We start from the raw sequence: 16,288 nt of genomic DNA on the forward strand, positions 1-16,288 counted from the left end.
TGCGAAACTCTCACGACTCGACCAGGTGGACTGGTCTCGCGTCAATCGCCATCCCTTCTGATTGACGTGCCAACATGCCACTCGACGTAACCACCCACAGGCCACGCGGCGCAGCGTTCGCCGACCGGTGGCTTCCGGTATCGGCTGGCCGTCCGTTCGACCGGCCGTTTGCTTAGACAAAACAGCGCGCGATCCGTGAGGTCACGCGTTCGAAGGAGTAGCGACGCGAATGGCGTATAGCGCCAAGGATATTCAGGTTCTGGAAGGACTGGAGGCGGTCCGACGGCGTCCCGGGATGTACATCGGCAGCACCGACGCGCGCGGTCTGCACCACCTGGTCTACGAGGTCGTGGACAACAGCATCGACGAGGCGCTGGCCGGACGCGCCAACGAAATCGCGGTCACGCTGATGCCGGGGGGACGGGTGCGGGTGCGCGACAACGGCTCCGGCATTCCAGTCGACAAGCATCCGCGGGTAGGCCGCCCCGCCGTCGAGGTAGTGCTCACCAAGCTGCACGCCGGCGGCAAGTTCGACAGCGACGCCTACAAGGTCTCCGGCGGCTTGCACGGCGTTGGCGTCTCCATCGTCAACGCGCTGTCGGAGCATCTCAGGGTCGAGGTCCACCGCAACAAGCGGGTCTGGACCCAGGAGTACAAGCACGGGCGCCCGCTCGCCGATCTCAAGCGCGGCGCCCGGACCGACGAGACCGGCACAACGATCGAGTGGATGCCGGACCCGGAGATCTTCGAGACCCTCGACCTCGACTTCGACACCTTGGTGCAGCGCTTTCGAGAAATGGCCATCCTGGTTGCCAACACGCGCATCGATCTGCGCGACGAGCGCACCGGGGATCGACGGACCTTCTATTTCGAAGGCGGCACGAAGTCGTTCGTCAAGCTGCTGGCCCGGCGACGCATGCCACTCCATCCCGATCCGATCTGTATTCGAGGCGAGGTCGAGACGACCAAGATCGACATCTCCTTGCAGTACTGCGACACGGTCGCCGAGCAGGTGCTGACCTTCGCCAACACGATCCGCAACATCAGCGGCGGCACGCACCTGACCGGATTCCGCACGGCCCTCACCCGCACGCTGAACGAGTACGCCCGCAAGCAGGGCACACTCAAGGACAACGACGCCAACCTGACCGGCGAGGACGTGCGCGAGGGGCTGACGGCCGTGATCAGCGTGATGATTCCCGAGCCGCAGTTCGAGGGCCAGACCAAGCACCGGCTGGGCAACAGCGAGGTGGCGGGTCACGTGCAGTCGGTGGTCAATGAGCAACTGAGCACGTTCTTGCACGAGCATCCGTCCGACGCCCGCCGCATCATCGAGAAGACCTTGCTGGCGGCGCGTGCCCGCATCGCGGCGCAGAAGGCCCGCGACCTGGTGGTGCGCAAGGGCGCCCTCGACGGCATGGCGCTGCCCGGCAAGCTGGCCGACTGCCAGGAACGTGACCCGGACCGCTGCGAGCTGTTCATCGTGGAAGGCGATTCGGCCGGCGGCAACGCCAAGCAGGGCCGCGACCGGAGGTTCCAGGCCGTGCTGCCGCTGCGCGGGAAGATCCTGAACGTCGAGAAGGCGCGCATTGACCGGGTGCTGTCCAGCGAGGCCATCCGCAACCTGATCACGGCCGTCGGCGCGGGCGTCGGCGACGAGGTCGACCTGAGCAAGCTGCGCTACGGGCGCGTGATCGTGATGACCGATGCCGACGTCGACGGATCGCACATCCGCACACTGCTGCTGACGTTCTTCTTCCGCAACCTGCCCGAACTCATCGACGAGGGGCACCTCTACATCGCCCAGCCGCCGTTGTTCCGGGTGGCCAACAGCCAGCGGGCAATCTACGCCTACTCGGACGAGGAGCGCGAGCAAGCACTCAAGCAGATGTCCGGCAAGGTGGCCGTGCAGCGCTACAAGGGCCTGGGCGAGATGAACGCCGATCAACTGTGGGACACCACCATGAATCCGGAGTCGCGGCATCTCCTCAACGTCGCCGTGTCGGACGCCGAGCACGCCGATGACGTGTTCAGGCGGTTGATGGGGACGGACGTTGCCGAGCGCCGCCACTTCATCTTCAATCACGCCCACGCGGTCCGAAACCTCGACATCTAGGCGGAGGTGGCACGCTGCATCTCGTGGCTCCCCGGATCGCGCTCGATGCGATGGGCGGCGACTACGCCCCGGCGGAGACCGTGCGCGGCGCCCTGGCCGCCCAACGTGAGGCCGGCGTAACCCCACTCCTCGTGGGCGACGAGGTCGCGCTCCGGGCGCAGCTGGACGCCGAAGGCGTCGAGGCGGCGCCCTGGCAGATCGTGCACGTCCCCGAGGCCGTGGCCATGGAAGAACACGCCGTCGAGGCGGTGCGGTCGCGGCGGCCGACGTCGATTCGAAAATCGGCGGAGATGCTAAAGGCGGACGAGGTCGATGCGGTCGTCACGATGGGGCACACCGGGGCGGCCGTGGCGGCCGGCGTGCTGATCGTCGGGCGCCTGCCGGACGTCGAGCGCCCGGGTCTGGGCGTCCTGCTGCCGGCGCACGACCCGCGACCGCTCCTGATCGACGTGGGCGCCAACGCCGAGGCGCGCCCGCGGCACTTGGTCCAGTTCGCCGTGATGGGTCGCGTCTACCAGGAGCGCCTGCAAGGCCTGGCGAATCCCCGGGTCGGGCTGCTGAGCATCGGCGAGGAGGAATCCAAGGGGAATTCGCTGGTGCACGAGGCCGCGGCCATGCTGGCGTCGGGCGGCTTCAACTACGTGGGCCACGTGGACCCGGCCCGCATCTTTCGCGATGAAGCCGACGTGATCGTGTGCGACGGCTTCACCGGCAACGTGGTGATCAAGACGGCGGAAGCCACGGCGGAATACGCGTTTGGCGAGTTGCGGGCCGAGATTCTGCGGCGCCCGCTGGCGAAGCTCGCGGCGCTGGGTCTGCGGCCCGCGTTTCGCGCGCTGCGGCGGCGGATCGACTACGCGGAGATCGGCGCCACGCCGCTGCTGGGACTGAAGGGCCTGCTGCTGATCGGCCACGGCCGATCCAAGGCGCCGGCCGTGACCAACGCGCTGCTGGCAGCCGACCGCGCGGTGCGCGCGCAGCTGGTGCCGACCATCGCCTCGGGGCTGGAAGCGGCGACCGCCTAGAGCCTCGGGGCGACCGGCGTCAGGCGGCGCTGCCGCGCGGCCCGATGTGTCGCGTTGCCCACGGCAACCCAATCGTTCGCATGCCACGATGGGGCCGTTTGCTAGCCGAGTTCGTCAAGTTCGGCCGCAGCCGCCGACGTCACGGCGCCCCATGGTCCACGTTCAATGAGACCCATGACTTGCTCGAATGACCAAGACTGCGTGCCGTCATTCCGGCTTTCGCGACGACGTCTGCTGCAGGGCGGCGGCCTGGCATTGGCAGCCGGCGCCGCGCAGGCGTGCGACGCCTGGTCGGTGGTGGGCAACGCCGACGACCGCTATCCGGGCGGGTCGCCGTTCGCCATCGAGGCGCTGCGCGCGCGGGACTACCGCGCCGGCGACATCCGTTTGCACCGCACGCTCAACCAGCGCCCCCGCTATTCGACCTACGCCATGACGTACCGCTCGGACGACTTGCTGCTCACCGGCGTGGCCACGATTCCAAATTCAGCCGGACCGCATCCCGTCGTGGTGCTCAATCACGGGTTTACGCTTCCCGTCCAGTACCAGAGCGGGGACGGCACGCGCGCCTTGGCCACCGAGCTTTCGCCCAGAGGCTTCATCACGCTGGCCAGCGACTACCGGGGCCTTGGCGGATCCGAGGACGATTCGCGCATGAACCTGGGCGCGCGGCTGGACTTCGCGATCGACGTGCTCAACCTTGTCGCGTCAATCCCCTCGCTGCCGGACGCCCGGCACGAGCGCGTGGGCATGTGGGGCCATAGCCTGGGATGCGACCTGGCCCTGCGCGCCGCCGAGGTGGATTCGCGCGTGCAGCCGGTGGGCATGTGGGCGCCGCTGAGCGCCTGGGCCGAGGACCTGGTCGACTATTACCGGCTGCCGACGCTGTCGTCGTCGGCAGATCTGCGCCACGCCCTATCGCCGGGCAACTTCCTGGAATACCTGGTGGGGCCGGTGACCATCCACCAGGGCGCGGCCGATCTGGCGGTCAAGCCGCGCTGGGCGGAACGGCTGCACGAAGCGCTCGAGGAGGCGGGCGTCGAGAGCGAGCTGACCATTCATCCCGGCGTGGGGCACTACCTGACCCGGAACGCGCGCCTGGCCGTGACCGCCACGGCGGACTTCTTCGAGCGCCATCTCCCGAAGGTCGCCCAGTGACGAGGCACCACGGCGACCAGGGCGAAACGAGCCTGTTCGACGGCACCCGCGTGGAGAAGGTCGACGAGCGGATCGAAGCGCTGGGGGCGGTGGACGAGCTCAACTCGTGGCTGGGATTCGCCGCGGCGCAGCCGGACGTCGCCGGAGTGGGCGACCGGCTGCGGTGGGTCCAGGAGCGGCTGCTGGAAGTCGGCGCCGATCTGGCCAATCCCGGCGGCCGCGCTCGCAGCACCTCGCTGGCGCCCGGGTCACTGCAAACACTGGATGCCTGGCTGGCGGAGTACCGCGACGCGCTGCCGCCGCTGCGGCATTTCATCCTGCCCGGCGGGCACCCGCTGGCCGCCGCGCTGCAAGTGGCCCGCTCGGTGTGCCGCCGCGCCGAACGCGGCGTGTGGCGCGTGGTGCCGGATCCCGCGCCCGAAGGCTCGCCGGTGTTTCTCAACCGGTTGTCCGACGTGCTCTTCGAGATGGCCCGCGCGGCCAACGCCGCCTCTGGCACCGAAGACCCGCAGTGGCGCGGGCGGGGGGACGGCTAGATCCCAATCCGTTCGATAGACCCTTCGACAAGCTCAGAGCCTGCCCTGAGTTCACCGAATGGGCGAACGGATTGGGGTAGAGCGCACGGTCTTCCGCAGGCCGTTTCCAGAACCCTTTCCCCCTCCGACATCGACGACCGTCCGCCAGGAGCGGCATGCGAGGACTCCCTGTCGCCCACCTGGCGCCGCCGTGCGGCTGAAGTCGTCGTGGCTCTCTGAGGTTCACCAACGTCTGATCGCGCCGAGCCTGATCGATCGTTGAGAGCGACACCGCCGGTGTGTACCATCTGCAGTGCGACAATTGAGACTATATCTCAACAAGGTTTGAGAGAGGGTTTGGTATGGACACGCCGAGCAAAGTACCCGTCACCATCCTCACCGGCTTCCTCGGCTCTGGTAAGACGACTCTGCTCAATCGAATTCTGACCGAAGAGCATGGCAAGCGCATTGCCGTGGTGGAGAACGAGTTTGGGGAGGTTGGCATCGATCAGGCGCTCGTCATCAACGCTGACGAGGAGATCTTCGAGATGTCGAACGGTTGCATCTGCTGCACGGTGCGCGGAGACCTGATTCGGGTACTCGGCAATCTCAATAAGCGCCGCGACAAGTTCGACTATGTGCTGGTGGAGACCACAGGGCTGGCCGATCCCGGTCCAGTCGCTCAAACGTTCTTCATGGACGACGAGATCGACGCGGCCTTCTCGCTCGACGGGATCGTCACGCTCGTCGATGCCGCCCACATCGAGCAGCAACTCGGCCGAAGCGACGAAAGCACCGAGCAAATCGCGTTTGCCGACGTTCTCGTGCTCAACAAGACGGACCTCGTCAACGGCGAGGCGCTCGACGGGCTCGAAACTCGGCTCCGAGACATGAACCGAATGGCGCGAGTCGTGCGCAGTGAGCGGGCGGACGTTTCCGTCGACACAGTCCTCAACCTCGGCGCCTTCGATCTGGACCAGGTGCTGGAGCGTCGTCCCACCTTTCTCGAGCCCGAGTATCCGTTCGAGTGGACTGGCGTCTATTCGCTCGACATCGGGCGCTACGAAATCTGTCTCGCCGAAGGACCTGATCCGGAGATGTCGCTCGTCGTCGTGTCCGACCAAGGCACGGATGACGCCGCGCTCCGTGAGCGCGCGGAGTGGTGTGTGCGGCGATACGCCGATCCTGCGGAGCTCATTCACCCGGGGGAAGAAATCCCTCTCGAAAAGCACGCAACTCTTCAGCTCGATTCTCCAGGGAGCAAGTCGTTCTTCTTGGAGGTCGATTCGCCGATGCGGGTTGGCCTTTACGCCCAGCACCTCGCGGAAGAGTTCGATCTCCACCTGACGAACGCGGATGGCGTGGTGGTCCCCGCCCAGGTCGAGCGAACCTGGGTCGCACAGCACGAGCACGACGACGAAGTGGGCTCGATCGCCATCGAGATCGAGGGCGACGCCGATCCCGACAGGCTCAACATTTGGCTTGGCGAGCTGCTCCGTGAACGCGGGGTCGACATCTTCCGCATGAAGGGCTTTATCAGCCTGGCGGGTGAGTCGCGTCGCTTCGTCTTCCAAGGGGTTCACATGCTCTTCGACGGCCAGCCGGATCGCGAATGGGGCGAGGCGCCGCGCCGCAATCAGCTCGTATTCATTGGCCGCAACCTCGATGGGCAGAGCATGCGCCAGGGATTCGAGGCTTGTCTGGTTTGAATGTCGACGGCCCGAGGGGTGATCTTCGCCCAGGCTGGACGGCGGGGGTCGGTGACTACGCCATCTCCGGGGGCTGGACCGTTCGCGGTGAGGCGCTGGTGGTCGGCGATGCGGCGGGTGGCGTCTACGCGTTTGACGGCAAGTCTGGCGCGACCATCTGGGCGCAGCGCGGAGTCCATCAAGGCGGAGTGCTCGCAGTGGCCATCCACCCAAGCAAACCTGCGTTCGCCACGACGGGCCAGGACGGCCGAGTCCTGGTCTGGAACGCGGCCGACGGTCAAGTCAGCCAGGCGATCGAGGTCGGAAGCGATTGGGTTGAACACGTGGCGTGGTCGCCGGACGGCCAGCGATTGGCGGCCTCATGCTCCAGGCAGGTTCACGCGTACGGCGCGGATGGAGTGAAAACCTGGCAATCGCCTGATCATCCCAGCACCGTCAGCGCGATCGCGTGGTCAGGCGCAGAGGAGCTGGCGACGGCCTGTTACGGCCGGGTGACATTCTTCGACGCGTCCACCGGGGAGCTTCGCCAGAAGCTGGAATGGATGGGCTCCCTCGTGTCGATGGTAATGAGCCCGGACGGGGAAATCGTGGCCTGCGGCAGCCAGGACAACTCGGTGCACTTCTGGCGTCGCTCCACGGAGCAGGACGCCATGATGTCGGGATACCCGGCCAAGCCGTCGGCCCTGGCGTTCGATGACACCGGCACCCTGTTGGCCACCGGCGGCGGGGAGGAGGTGACGGTTTGGAGCTTCCAGGGGAAGGGGCCCGAAGGCACGCGGCCCAGCGTTTTGGAGCTTCATGTTGAACCCGTCACGACGCTTGCCTTCGCTCCGGGCGTGAGGCGCCTGGCATCGGGCGGGCGCGACGGCACCGTGGTTGTGTGGTCGCTGCAGAAGGATGGAAAAGGCGGCCCGATTGGGTCTGCGGAGGTGGCGGGCGAAGTGGCCGCGGTGTACTGGCGGCCCGACGGGCGCGCGCTTGCGGCGCTCGACGCGCGGGGCGGCGTGACGGCCTGGCGGATCGGACGATAGAAGTGCCGCATGGCCCGCGTCCGCGCAGATCTGCGCCACGGTGCGGGAATCTGCTGATCACGTCCCAAAGCAGCGCTACACGACTGGGCCTGCCCGAACAAGCTGGCGCCTATCGACCTTCGTCCTCGTCGGTCAGCCCCCTGGTCGCCGGATACGCGGGTCCAGCAGATCCCGCAGGCCGTCTCCCAACAGGTTGAACCCCAACACCGCGACAAAAATGGCCGCTCCCGGCAGCAGCAGGAGATGCGGCGCGGTTTGCAGGTGCGGGCGGGCGTCGCTGAGCATGGCGCCCCACTCCGGCGTGGGCGGCTGCGCCCCCAGCCCCAGGAAGCTGAGTCCGGCGATGCCCAGGATGATCCAGCCGACATCCAGGGAGGCGAGCACGACGATCGGGCCGAGAATGTTTGGCGCGATGTGCCGGAGGATGATGCGCAGGTTACCGGCTCCAGCGGCCCTCGCCGCCGTCACGTATCCCATCTGTCGCTCCCCCAGGGTGATGCCGCGAATAATGCGAGCGTGGCCCACCCACCACACGGCGCCGACGGCCAGCAGCAGGTTGAGCAGCCCGGGGCCCAGGGTTCCTGCCACGGCCAGCGCCAAGATCAGCGAAGGAAAGGCCAACAGCAGGTCCACGACCCCCATCAGCGCCGTGTCCGGCCAGCCGCCGTAGTATCCGGACAGCAGGCCCACGGTCACGGCGATGGTCATGCTGAGGACCAGGGTCGCCGCGGCGGCCAGCAGCGTCGTGCGCGCTCCATGGATGATTCGGCTGAAGGTGTCTCGACCCAGATGGTCGGTGCCCAATGGGTATTCCAGCGACGGCGAGAGCAACCGGTCGGGCAGGTTGATCTCGGTGGGATCAGCCAACGGGATCCAAGGCGCCAACAATCCCGCCATGATCAGTGACACCACCAGAAACAGCCCCAAGGCGGTGCCCGGCTCCCGCAGCAGCGCATGCCACTGACTCCGGCGGCGCGGTCCGGTGGTGGCCGGCCGGCGGGGACGTCGTTCCCAAGCGCGTTCTGCAATGCTCGTCATCGGCCGCTACCCATTGCCCCGTTCATAGCGTAGGCGCGGGTTTACGAGGCGCAGGGCAATGTCAGCCGCAAGATTCGCCAGCAGAACCAATACGGCAACGTAGGTTACGAATCCCTGTACCACGGGGTAGTCCCGGGTCAGGGCCGCGCCCACGATCAACTGACCCAAGCCCGGCCAGGTGAATATGGTCTCGACGATGACGGCCCCGCCGAGCAAGTGCGCAAGGATCACCCCGGTGGCTCCAACGGCCGGAACCAGCGCGTTGCGCAGCGCGTGCCCCAAGAAAACGGCCTGTTCCGTCAACCCCTTGGCCCGCGCCGTGCGGATGTAGTCCTGCCCCAGGACATCCAGGACGCTGGCGCGTATCAGCCGCGTGAGCTGAGCCATCGGCGCTAGCGACAGGGCGATGGCCGGAAGCACGACCTGAGCGGCCGATCCGTAGCCCATGGCGGGCAACCAGGACAGTTTCACCGCGAACAGAATGATCAGTCCGAAGGCCAGCGCGTAGGACGCAGCCGCCGAACCCACCAGCGCGACCAGGCGTACGACGGCATCCACGGCGCCTCCCCGTCGCCGGGCGGACAGGATGCCCATGGGCACGGCGAGCAGCAGCGCCAGGCCCAAGGCAGCCGCCGTGAGCACGGCGGTTGGGACCGTGCGGCGCGCCAGCTGGGCGGCCACGGGCTGTTCCGTCACGTAGGAGCGGCCCATGTCGCCCGCCAACGCCCGGGACATCCAGCGAACGTATTGCACCGGAAGGGGAGCGTCGAGACCTAGTTCGGCGCGCATGGCAGACACGGCGGCCGGGCTGGGCATCTGGCCGGGGTTGCGCTGGTGCAGGACGGTCTCGGCAGCATCGCCAGGAGCCAGATTCAGCAGCGCGAAGCTGACCGCCGAGATTCCCAGGAGCAACAGCGGCAGCGTGGCCAACCGTCGGGCCACGTATGCTCCCATGCTGAAGAGCCTCTGTCCGCACCCGCTATCCGGCTAACACGCTCACGCTTTCAGACCGATGCGATGGTCGAAGAAGTAGAGATTGGCCGGGTGCGGCTCGAATCCGGTGACTCGCTGGTTGACGCCATAGACCAGGTAGGGGTGCGCCACCGGCAGGAGCGCGGTTTCGGATGCAACGATGTCCAGCGCCCGGCAGGCTATTTCCTGGCGTTGCTGGGTGTCGGCAACCGCCGATGCGCTGCTGATGATGTCCTCCAGCTCGGCGCTGTGGTAGTGGCCGTAGTTGTTGGCGCCGCTACCGGAGGCGTCGGCGCTGACCCCGACAAACTTGCCGATGTTCTGGATGGGGTCTCCAGCCTCCACCACGTTGTTGTACCACCCGAACAGATCCCAGGCGGGCTCCTTCACCACCGACCATTCGGTGATGAGCACTTCGGCCTTGATGCCCACGTCGGCCAGCATGGCCTGCGCGGCTTCGGCCATGATGGGTAGCTGGAACCGCTCGGGGTAACCGCCGATGACGATTTCCAGCGGTTTGCCGTCTTTGTCCACAAACCCGTCGTCATCGGTGTCAACGTAGCCGGCTTCCGTCAGTAGTTCGCGGGCCTGTGCAGGGTCGAAACCCGGCGTGGTGACGCCGGGGCAGGACACGAGGGCTTCGGGCAACAGGAAACTAGCAAACGATCCGGACCCTGCAGGCGCAACCAGCCCCGCAATGCTCTCTCGATCAATGGCGAGACTCACCGCCCGGCGCACCAGCGGATCGGACAGCGCAGGCCGCTCGAAATTGACCCACCAGATCACCGCCGCGGCGCCTATCCCGGCAGTGCGACTCTCCAATTCGGGGTGGGCGTCTATGGTCTTGGCCCCTTCCGGGGAAATGTTGACGGCCACGTCGATGTCGCCGGCCTGCAAGGCCAGTTCCCTGCTGTTGGTGTCTGGAATGGCGATGTGTTCGATGCCGGCCAGCGGCGGAGCACCGCCCCAGTAGTCGTCGTTGGCGACGCTGCTGAGGCGTTCCTTCTGGATGTACTCGGTGGGAATGTAGGGACCCGTCAAGGCGCCGGCCTGCAGAAAGTTGCCGTCGCCGGCGGCGTCGGCAGCCGCGGCATCGGTGATGGCCACCGCCGGATTGGTCAACAGGCCCGGCAGCGTGGGTCGAGGTGCCACCGTGGTGATGGTGATGGTCTGTTCGTTGTTCACCGCGATGCGATCGATCCCCAGCGCGTTCGCCGACGCTTCCGATAGCCGGATCGTTCGTTCCAGCGACGCCTTCACCGCCTCCGCGTCCATCACCGCGCCGTTGTGGAACCTCACGCCCGACCGCAAGTCTATTCGCCAAGTTATCGGGTCCACATCGGTGGCTTTCGTCGCCAGCCATGGCACCGGGCTGAAATTGGTGGGAGACAGGCGGAAAAGGTTCTCGGACATCCCCGACTGACTGGCCACCCAACCGCCCTGCACCGGGTCCAGCGGGCTGTCAAGCCAGATGACGCCTGCCTTCAGAATGGGACGTGCAGCCTCGGCGCTGGCCGCCCCCGAAGTCTCTTCGGCCTTGGCGGTCGAAGCTGCCGGCTGCTTGGGTGTTTCGGTCGCTGGAGAAGGCTGGCGCGGAGTCGTGGTCACTGCCGGGGGCGGCGGCGCTGCCGTCGGCGAGGTGGCCGCGGAAGTCACGGGCGCAGATGTGGCAGCCGCTGCCGGGCTGGCGTCGCTCTCTCCGCAGGCTACGGCCAGTGGCAAAGCCAAAGCCGCCACGAGCGTAAGCGCCGTTCGTCGAATCATCTCCAACTCACCCTCCATGCTATTGAGATGTTGTCTCAATAAGGAGCCTGTCACACGGGGAGGGTCTGCGCAAGTCACTGTGGCAAGTGAACCGGTGCGGTTGTGAGGGACGGCCCGCCAGGAACGCCGCGCGCCCCTCATGTTGTCAGCCGACGATCGCCGGCGTGAAGTTCAAGGAGAAGAGTTCGGAAGACCCGGCGCGAAGCGCTCTCGTCCAGCGCGTGGCTGCGCCGACGCCTTGAGCCAGCGGCGCCGCGTGCCGGACATCGCCACGCTTCAGGCGCTCGGCTCCTCTTGGTGCAACGTCACGGCGGCGGATGCGGCCTCCTTCGCGCGCATCACGCCGGGGCCGCCCCATCCCGCGAGTTCAATCCCGGAGCGCGCCGATAATCCCAACTGCTCGACCAGCTGGCGGCGCGCCAGCGGTTGCCCGTTCGGAGTGCCGCCGCAGCGCCGAGTATGATCTCGGCCTATAAGCGCAGGAGGCGAGGCTCGACCAGTGTCTACGCAGCCAATTGGCCGGCGGATTCCACCTCGGCTTCGCCGTATCTTTAGCTTTCCGCATCCGGTAAACGAGGTGGCTGCAAGGCTCGTAGCCGGAATGGTAGTCATCCTATCCATTGCTGTATTGGTAACCGGTCAGTGGTGGTTGATGTTTCTCCTTGCGTATGGGTTTCTGGCCAGAGTCGCCACCGGCCCTACGCTGAGCCCAATGGGCCTGCTGGCGACCAGGGTGATCGCGCCGAGGATTGCTAAGGAGAAACTCGTGCCCGGGCCGCCCAAGCGCTTTGCGCAAACGGTGGGACTTATCTTCTCGGTGACTGCGCTGGTGCTGCACTTCGCCGCAGGATTGTCGGTGGCAGCGGGCGTCGTTTTGGCCGTGCTGACCGTGTTTGCCGCGCTTGAGTCGTTGCTGGGCTTCTGCGCCGGATGCTTTGTCTTCAACTACATGATTCGCTGGGGGTTGGTGCCGAAGTCGGTCTGCGAGGAATGCCTCAACTTTGACTCGACGCGGACATAGGCGGCTATTCGACCACCGGCTCACGCACTCCGCATCACACGAGCATTGGCGGGGCCAATCGCGGTTCGAGAGCCTGAATAGATCCGCGCTGCCCGAAATGCAGAACGCCCGTGACGAGCTGGAGCGCTGGTACGCGCGTTTTCCCGGTAGCGACGGCGATCTGCGCTCTCGATTCCGCGGGGCTGACCAGAAGAACGACGGAGCGTTGTCCCGCTGGGCTGCCTGCCGACAAATCGGAATCTCACGGTCACGACCAGCGTGCGGTGCAGACTCTTGGGCACCCGCTTGAGCTCGACAGCCTGCAAGGCAGTGGGGTAGGGCATGCGGGATTCCTAACCCTTCGACGCTGTCCGAACCTGTTATCCGGCATCGCGTTCGGCCTCCTTGTGCATGGGTTGTGCATAGTTCCCCGACAAAAGGTCGTCCATGCGCTCTGCGGCGTCTCGCAGCGTGGCATCGCGCGGGTGCACGTAGCGGTCGGCCGTCATGGTGATCGACGTGTGTCCCAGGCGTCGGCTCACCGTCACGAGATCCACGCCCTGCTCCAGCGACAGCGTCGCGTTCGTGTCGCGCAGGTCGTGTAGGCGGTAGCCCTCAAGGCCCGCTCGCTGCAGCGCGTCCCGCAGCCAGCGCCAGAGCGTTGACGGGTAGATCGGATTGCCGTGCGTGCGCGCGCGCCCATCCAGGCGCGTGAATACGAAGCCTTGGTCGATGTACGCGCTCCCGAGATCCTTGCGCAGCGCGTCCTGGTTGCGCTTGTGCTCGGCGAGCATGGCGGTCGTCGCCGCGCCGAGGTGGACCCGACGTCGGGTGTGGGTCTTGGTGTCGCCGAGGTCGTGGCCGTCGGGCCGGCGCTTCAGCTGCTCGCGCACGTCGATGGTGTGCGCCTCGAGGTCCACCGAGCGCCAGCGCAGCCCGAGTGCCTCGCCGCGGCGCAGCCCCGAGTTCAAGATCAGCGCCAGGATGGGGTAGAGCTGCCGTAGGTGCTCTGGACCGACGCGACAAACGTCAAGGAGCGATTGGGCCTGCTCTGGCGATAGGACCTTGTACTCCCGCGGTTTCGCTCGTGGTACGGCCAGTTCCATCGCGGGGTTCACGCTCAGCAGGCCGCGGCGCACCGCCAGCTTGCAGATGCTGTGAAGGAGCGTGCGGCAGGTCGCCGCGGTCGCGATCTTGCCAGCGTCCGCCAGCTCGTCGACGCAGCGCTGCGCGTCGTGATGTCCGAGACGATCCAGGCGCCGGTGACCAATCACCGGCAGGATGTGGCGGTGCGTGATGCCGGCGTAGCGGATGTAGGTCGCGTGCTCGCGCGTGCGCTGGATCTGCGCTAACCACTGCGCGGCGAAGGCGGCGACGGTGAGGCGGCCGTGCTCTAGACCTAGGCCGACTTCGAGCTCATTGAGAAACTGCCGCCAGTTGCGCTCAAGTTCGCGCTTGGTGGCACCAGGGACCGTGCGGGACTTGTAGCGCCCGCCGCCGACGTGGACGCGGATCTGATACCGGCCTCCGCTGCGCTTGACGGCGGATCCACGCAGACGGCCAACGCGGGTCACTGCGGCAGCCTCACGATCTCGGCGTCCGCCGTGTCGAGCGTGAGCGCGCCGGATTCGACCGACTCGAGGAACCGGCGCCGGGGAATCCGCATCCAGGTCCCGACGCGGAAGCAGGGGATCGTCCCGCGCCGGATGGCGGTGCGGATCACGCCCTGGCCCACGCGCAGAAACGCGGCGGCCTCAGCAACGGTCCAAAACTCCTGCTCGTTCAACTGCGCGATCTCGTCGCCCGTCAAGAGCCGGTCCGGGACGTTGGGCATGTCAGCGGCCCTCCAGCCCAGACCGTACGCCCGTCACCAGTAGCAGCGGCTCGGCGGGGTCGCGCTCGACCCAGCAGCGCGGGTGGAACGTGGCTTTGCCCCGCCACTGGTGCTTCTCGGGATCGTATGGAATCACGAAGGCCACGAAATCTTCCTTGTCGGTTTCGATGTAGCCGGCGCAGCCGTGGCAGGGCGTGTAGCCGTCTTTGACGGTGAGGTCGAACATCAGCGGCCTCCCCGCTGCGAGACATGGATCCCCGACGTCCGATTGCTGCCGTACTCCAAGCTCTGGTAGTACCACTCGTGCAAAAACGGGTATCGAAGCACGCCGATCCCGCCCATCTGCCAGAGCCATAGCGCCCGCCCCGAGCGTCCGTTGCCATCGATGAACGGGTGAAGCGCCTCATAGTCCTGGTGGACCTCGTAGGCGTCCTTGGGGCTGAACCGCGTGCTGTTCGCGCGCCCCATCAGTAGGTAGAGCATTGGTCGGATCGTCTTGCCGCCCGCTGGCGGCCGATGGGCGCTGCCTTGGACGAACACGTCCATGCCCTTGCGCCGGCGTAGGACCGCACCCGGCGCGACCACCGAAACGAACCGCTCAAGGTCCGCCACGTCGATCCGCGCCAACTTGAGGAATCGGTCGTACTCGTCGGCTTCGCGCGTCGTGAAGCCGGTGATGCGCTCGATGCGGTTGCTCTCGCGGATGAAGTCCGCGAGGCGTTGCTGGCGGTCGTGCTGTTCCATGTGCGCGGCGAGTTCGCCCAGGTGCGTCACGACTTCGATTCCTCGGACGTCCACCCGGCCAGCGACAGCATGCGCCGAAGGCCCGAAGCACTGAGCGCGGCTCCAGCTATCCATCGGTTCAGGCACTTTCGCGTCATGGTCCCTCCGAACACTCGGGGCAGGTGCCGCCACAGCGCAGGCACCGGTCGTGCATGCAAGTCCGCTCGTGCCGGCAGGGCGGGTGCGTGCGCAGCTCGCCGAGGCGACGGTCGGCCTGGACAGCGGCCTCGGCGTGGTCCGAGCAGTACCAACGCCCGCCGTAGCGCGTATCGGCCAGCCAGGGGCAGATCACGGTGCCGGTGAAGGTCCAGTTCCGCCCCTCGCAGCCCGCGTCCAGGATCATCGCAACCACCACTCAACCGCCGCGGCGCCCGCGAGCAGCACCAGCGCGACGGTGCCCCAGAAGATCAGGTGCAGCGGGAGATCGATCACGACTGCGCATCCGTATCGACCAGTTCGAGCTGCTCGGCGGGCTTGTAGGCACAGTCGGGCCGGTGGGACCACTCGCTGCTCGTGCGCACCGCTTCGGTCTCGATGATGTCGAAGTCCACCGGCTCGGTTTCCAACTCGAGAAGGAATTTGGCGCTCTCCACCATGCGGCTGGGTTTGTCGGGGACGAGCACCGAAGCGGCCAGTAAGCCGCCGCAGCCGGTGCAGGTGGCGACGTAGGTGAGGCTCACGGGTCCATCCCAGGCAGCTCGGGCGCGCCCATCCGTCGCATGCGGACCGTCTCGGGGAGCGCCTCGGTGTGCCGGCAGTGGTCCGGCCAGCCGGTGCAGCCGGTGCAGCCGAGAAACTCGGAGCCGTCGGCGCGTCGCCGGCGAACGACCAGCGGGCGTGCGCAGTCGGGGCAGTGCATCTTGATCTCGGGTTCACGGGCGGTCATGCCGCCACCGCCAAGTCCAACTCCCAGAGGCCCTGATGCCCTCGGGCGGGGATTGGCTTGGTGAGCGGTTGGATATCGGCGAGCAGCCACAGGTAGCGCCCCAGGCCGAAGTCGCCGCACCGGCAAACCGGCTCGCGGTACTCCTGCGAGTCGCGGTGCCGGCCTGGGCGCCGGATGGCTTCGTAGTGGGCATGCGTGCGCGATCGGTAGTGGACGCGGCCGGCCCGGGCAAGCCGGGCGGTCGCCACGACCTTGCCGTAAGGCATGGGGACGGAGACGCCTTTGAGCGGTGCCGCCGCCTTGCGGTGCTTGCAGTCCTCGATGCAGGCTGCTAGCTCCATCTCGATGCTCGGCCACGACTTGCGCTTCGCCGCGTGGATCGCGATGCGCTCGCCGATCAGGCTGGGCGGCGGTGCCCAGGATCACGTCTCGACGGTCTTATGGCCGCAGGCAATCA

At 66.9% G+C, this 16,288-nt stretch carries 18 protein-coding genes; 7 read left to right on the top strand and 11 right to left on the bottom strand.

Annotation, left to right across the window (positions count from 1 at the left end):
• The first annotated feature begins 229 nt into the window (after positions 1 to 229).
• The 6 genes from gyrB (at position 230) to OXG79_12245 (ending at position 7,554) form a co-directional block, all read left to right on the top strand.
• The gene (gyrB, locus tag OXG79_12220) at positions 230 to 2,116 is read left to right on the top strand and encodes a DNA topoisomerase (ATP-hydrolyzing) subunit B (GenBank protein MCY3784530.1); all 1,887 of its coding nucleotides are present in this window, start codon (positions 230 to 232) and stop codon (positions 2,114 to 2,116) included.
• Positions 2,117 to 2,139: 23 nt separating this feature from the next.
• Positions 2,140 to 3,141, top strand: a complete 1,002-nt coding sequence (gene plsX / locus OXG79_12225) for a phosphate acyltransferase PlsX (GenBank protein MCY3784531.1) — start codon at positions 2,140 to 2,142, stop codon at positions 3,139 to 3,141.
• Positions 3,142 to 3,315: 174 nt separating this feature from the next.
• Positions 3,316 to 4,299 (top strand): prolyl oligopeptidase family serine peptidase, encoded by a 984-nt coding sequence (locus tag OXG79_12230; GenBank protein MCY3784532.1) that lies wholly within the window; start codon positions 3,316 to 3,318, stop codon positions 4,297 to 4,299.
• Positions 4,296 to 4,835: a cob(I)yrinic acid a,c-diamide adenosyltransferase gene (locus tag OXG79_12235; GenBank protein MCY3784533.1), complete on the top strand. Its 540-nt coding sequence runs from the start codon at positions 4,296 to 4,298 to the stop codon at positions 4,833 to 4,835. The genes OXG79_12230 and OXG79_12235 overlap by 4 nt, the downstream gene beginning before the upstream one ends.
• Before the next feature lie 341 nt (positions 4,836 to 5,176).
• On the top strand, positions 5,177 to 6,523 hold the full coding sequence (locus OXG79_12240; GenBank protein ID MCY3784534.1) for a GTP-binding protein: 1,347 nt from the start codon (positions 5,177 to 5,179) through the stop codon (positions 6,521 to 6,523).
• Entirely contained in the window at positions 6,511 to 7,554 is a 1,044-nt protein-coding gene (locus OXG79_12245; protein ID MCY3784535.1) for a PQQ-binding-like beta-propeller repeat protein, read from the top strand. The genes OXG79_12240 and OXG79_12245 overlap by 13 nt, the downstream gene beginning before the upstream one ends.
• 132 nt (positions 7,555 to 7,686) lie before the next feature.
• Here OXG79_12245 and OXG79_12250 read toward each other — a convergent pair whose 3' ends face one another.
• Genes OXG79_12250 through OXG79_12260 form a run of 3 tightly spaced genes read right to left on the bottom strand, consistent with a single transcriptional unit; the run spans position 7,687 to position 11,469 of the window.
• On the bottom strand, positions 7,687 to 8,592 hold the full coding sequence (locus OXG79_12250) for an ABC transporter permease subunit (protein MCY3784536.1): 906 nt from the start codon (positions 8,590 to 8,592) through the stop codon (positions 7,687 to 7,689).
• A gap of 6 nt (positions 8,593 to 8,598) precedes the next feature.
• The gene (locus OXG79_12255; protein MCY3784537.1) at positions 8,599 to 9,534 is read right to left on the bottom strand and encodes an ABC transporter permease; all 936 of its coding nucleotides are present in this window, start codon (positions 9,532 to 9,534) and stop codon (positions 8,599 to 8,601) included.
• Between the two features lie 54 nt (positions 9,535 to 9,588).
• Positions 9,589 to 11,469 (bottom strand): ABC transporter substrate-binding protein, encoded by a 1,881-nt coding sequence (locus OXG79_12260; GenBank protein ID MCY3784538.1) that lies wholly within the window; start codon positions 11,467 to 11,469, stop codon positions 9,589 to 9,591.
• 385 nt (positions 11,470 to 11,854) lie between these two features.
• On the opposite strand from OXG79_12260, the gene OXG79_12265 reads away from it, so the two are divergent.
• Positions 11,855 to 12,349 (top strand): DUF4395 domain-containing protein, encoded by a 495-nt coding sequence (locus tag OXG79_12265; GenBank protein ID MCY3784539.1) that lies wholly within the window; start codon positions 11,855 to 11,857, stop codon positions 12,347 to 12,349.
• A 359-nt stretch (positions 12,350 to 12,708) separates the two neighbouring features.
• Here the strand turns inward: OXG79_12265 and OXG79_12270 are convergent, their stop codons facing one another.
• From OXG79_12270 to OXG79_12305, 8 genes are all read right to left on the bottom strand, one after another.
• Positions 12,709 to 13,902 carry a site-specific integrase gene (locus OXG79_12270; protein MCY3784540.1) on the bottom strand — a complete coding sequence of 398 codons (1,194 nt, stop codon included), beginning with the start codon at positions 13,900 to 13,902 and terminating at the stop codon, positions 12,709 to 12,711.
• Complete coding sequence (locus OXG79_12275) at positions 13,899 to 14,162, bottom strand: helix-turn-helix domain-containing protein (protein ID MCY3784541.1); 264 nt, start codon at positions 14,160 to 14,162, stop codon at positions 13,899 to 13,901. Before OXG79_12275 ends, OXG79_12270 begins: the two co-directional genes overlap by 4 nt.
• Position 14,163: 1 nt before the next feature.
• Positions 14,164 to 14,388, bottom strand: coding sequence for a hypothetical protein (locus OXG79_12280; protein MCY3784542.1), 225 nt, complete (start codon positions 14,386 to 14,388; stop codon positions 14,164 to 14,166).
• Positions 14,388 to 14,936, bottom strand: a complete 549-nt coding sequence (locus OXG79_12285) for a Fic family protein (GenBank protein ID MCY3784543.1) — start codon at positions 14,934 to 14,936, stop codon at positions 14,388 to 14,390. The genes OXG79_12280 and OXG79_12285 overlap by 1 nt, the downstream gene beginning before the upstream one ends.
• Before the next feature lie 103 nt (positions 14,937 to 15,039).
• Entirely contained in the window at positions 15,040 to 15,288 is a 249-nt protein-coding gene (locus OXG79_12290) for a hypothetical protein (protein MCY3784544.1), read from the bottom strand.
• Positions 15,289 to 15,373: 85 nt separating this feature from the next.
• Complete coding sequence (locus OXG79_12295; protein ID MCY3784545.1) at positions 15,374 to 15,625, bottom strand: hypothetical protein; 252 nt, start codon at positions 15,623 to 15,625, stop codon at positions 15,374 to 15,376.
• Positions 15,622 to 15,831 (bottom strand): hypothetical protein, encoded by a 210-nt coding sequence (locus tag OXG79_12300; GenBank protein ID MCY3784546.1) that lies wholly within the window; start codon positions 15,829 to 15,831, stop codon positions 15,622 to 15,624. The genes OXG79_12295 and OXG79_12300 overlap by 4 nt, the downstream gene beginning before the upstream one ends.
• Positions 15,828 to 16,172 carry a hypothetical protein gene (locus OXG79_12305; protein MCY3784547.1) on the bottom strand — a complete coding sequence of 115 codons (345 nt, stop codon included), beginning with the start codon at positions 16,170 to 16,172 and terminating at the stop codon, positions 15,828 to 15,830. The genes OXG79_12300 and OXG79_12305 overlap by 4 nt, the downstream gene beginning before the upstream one ends.
• Between the last annotated feature and the right edge of the window lie 116 nt (positions 16,173 to 16,288).

This window comes from Chloroflexota bacterium, from assembly GCA_026706485.1.
Classification (GTDB): Bacteria; Chloroflexota; UBA11872; order UBA11872; family UBA11872; genus JAJECS01.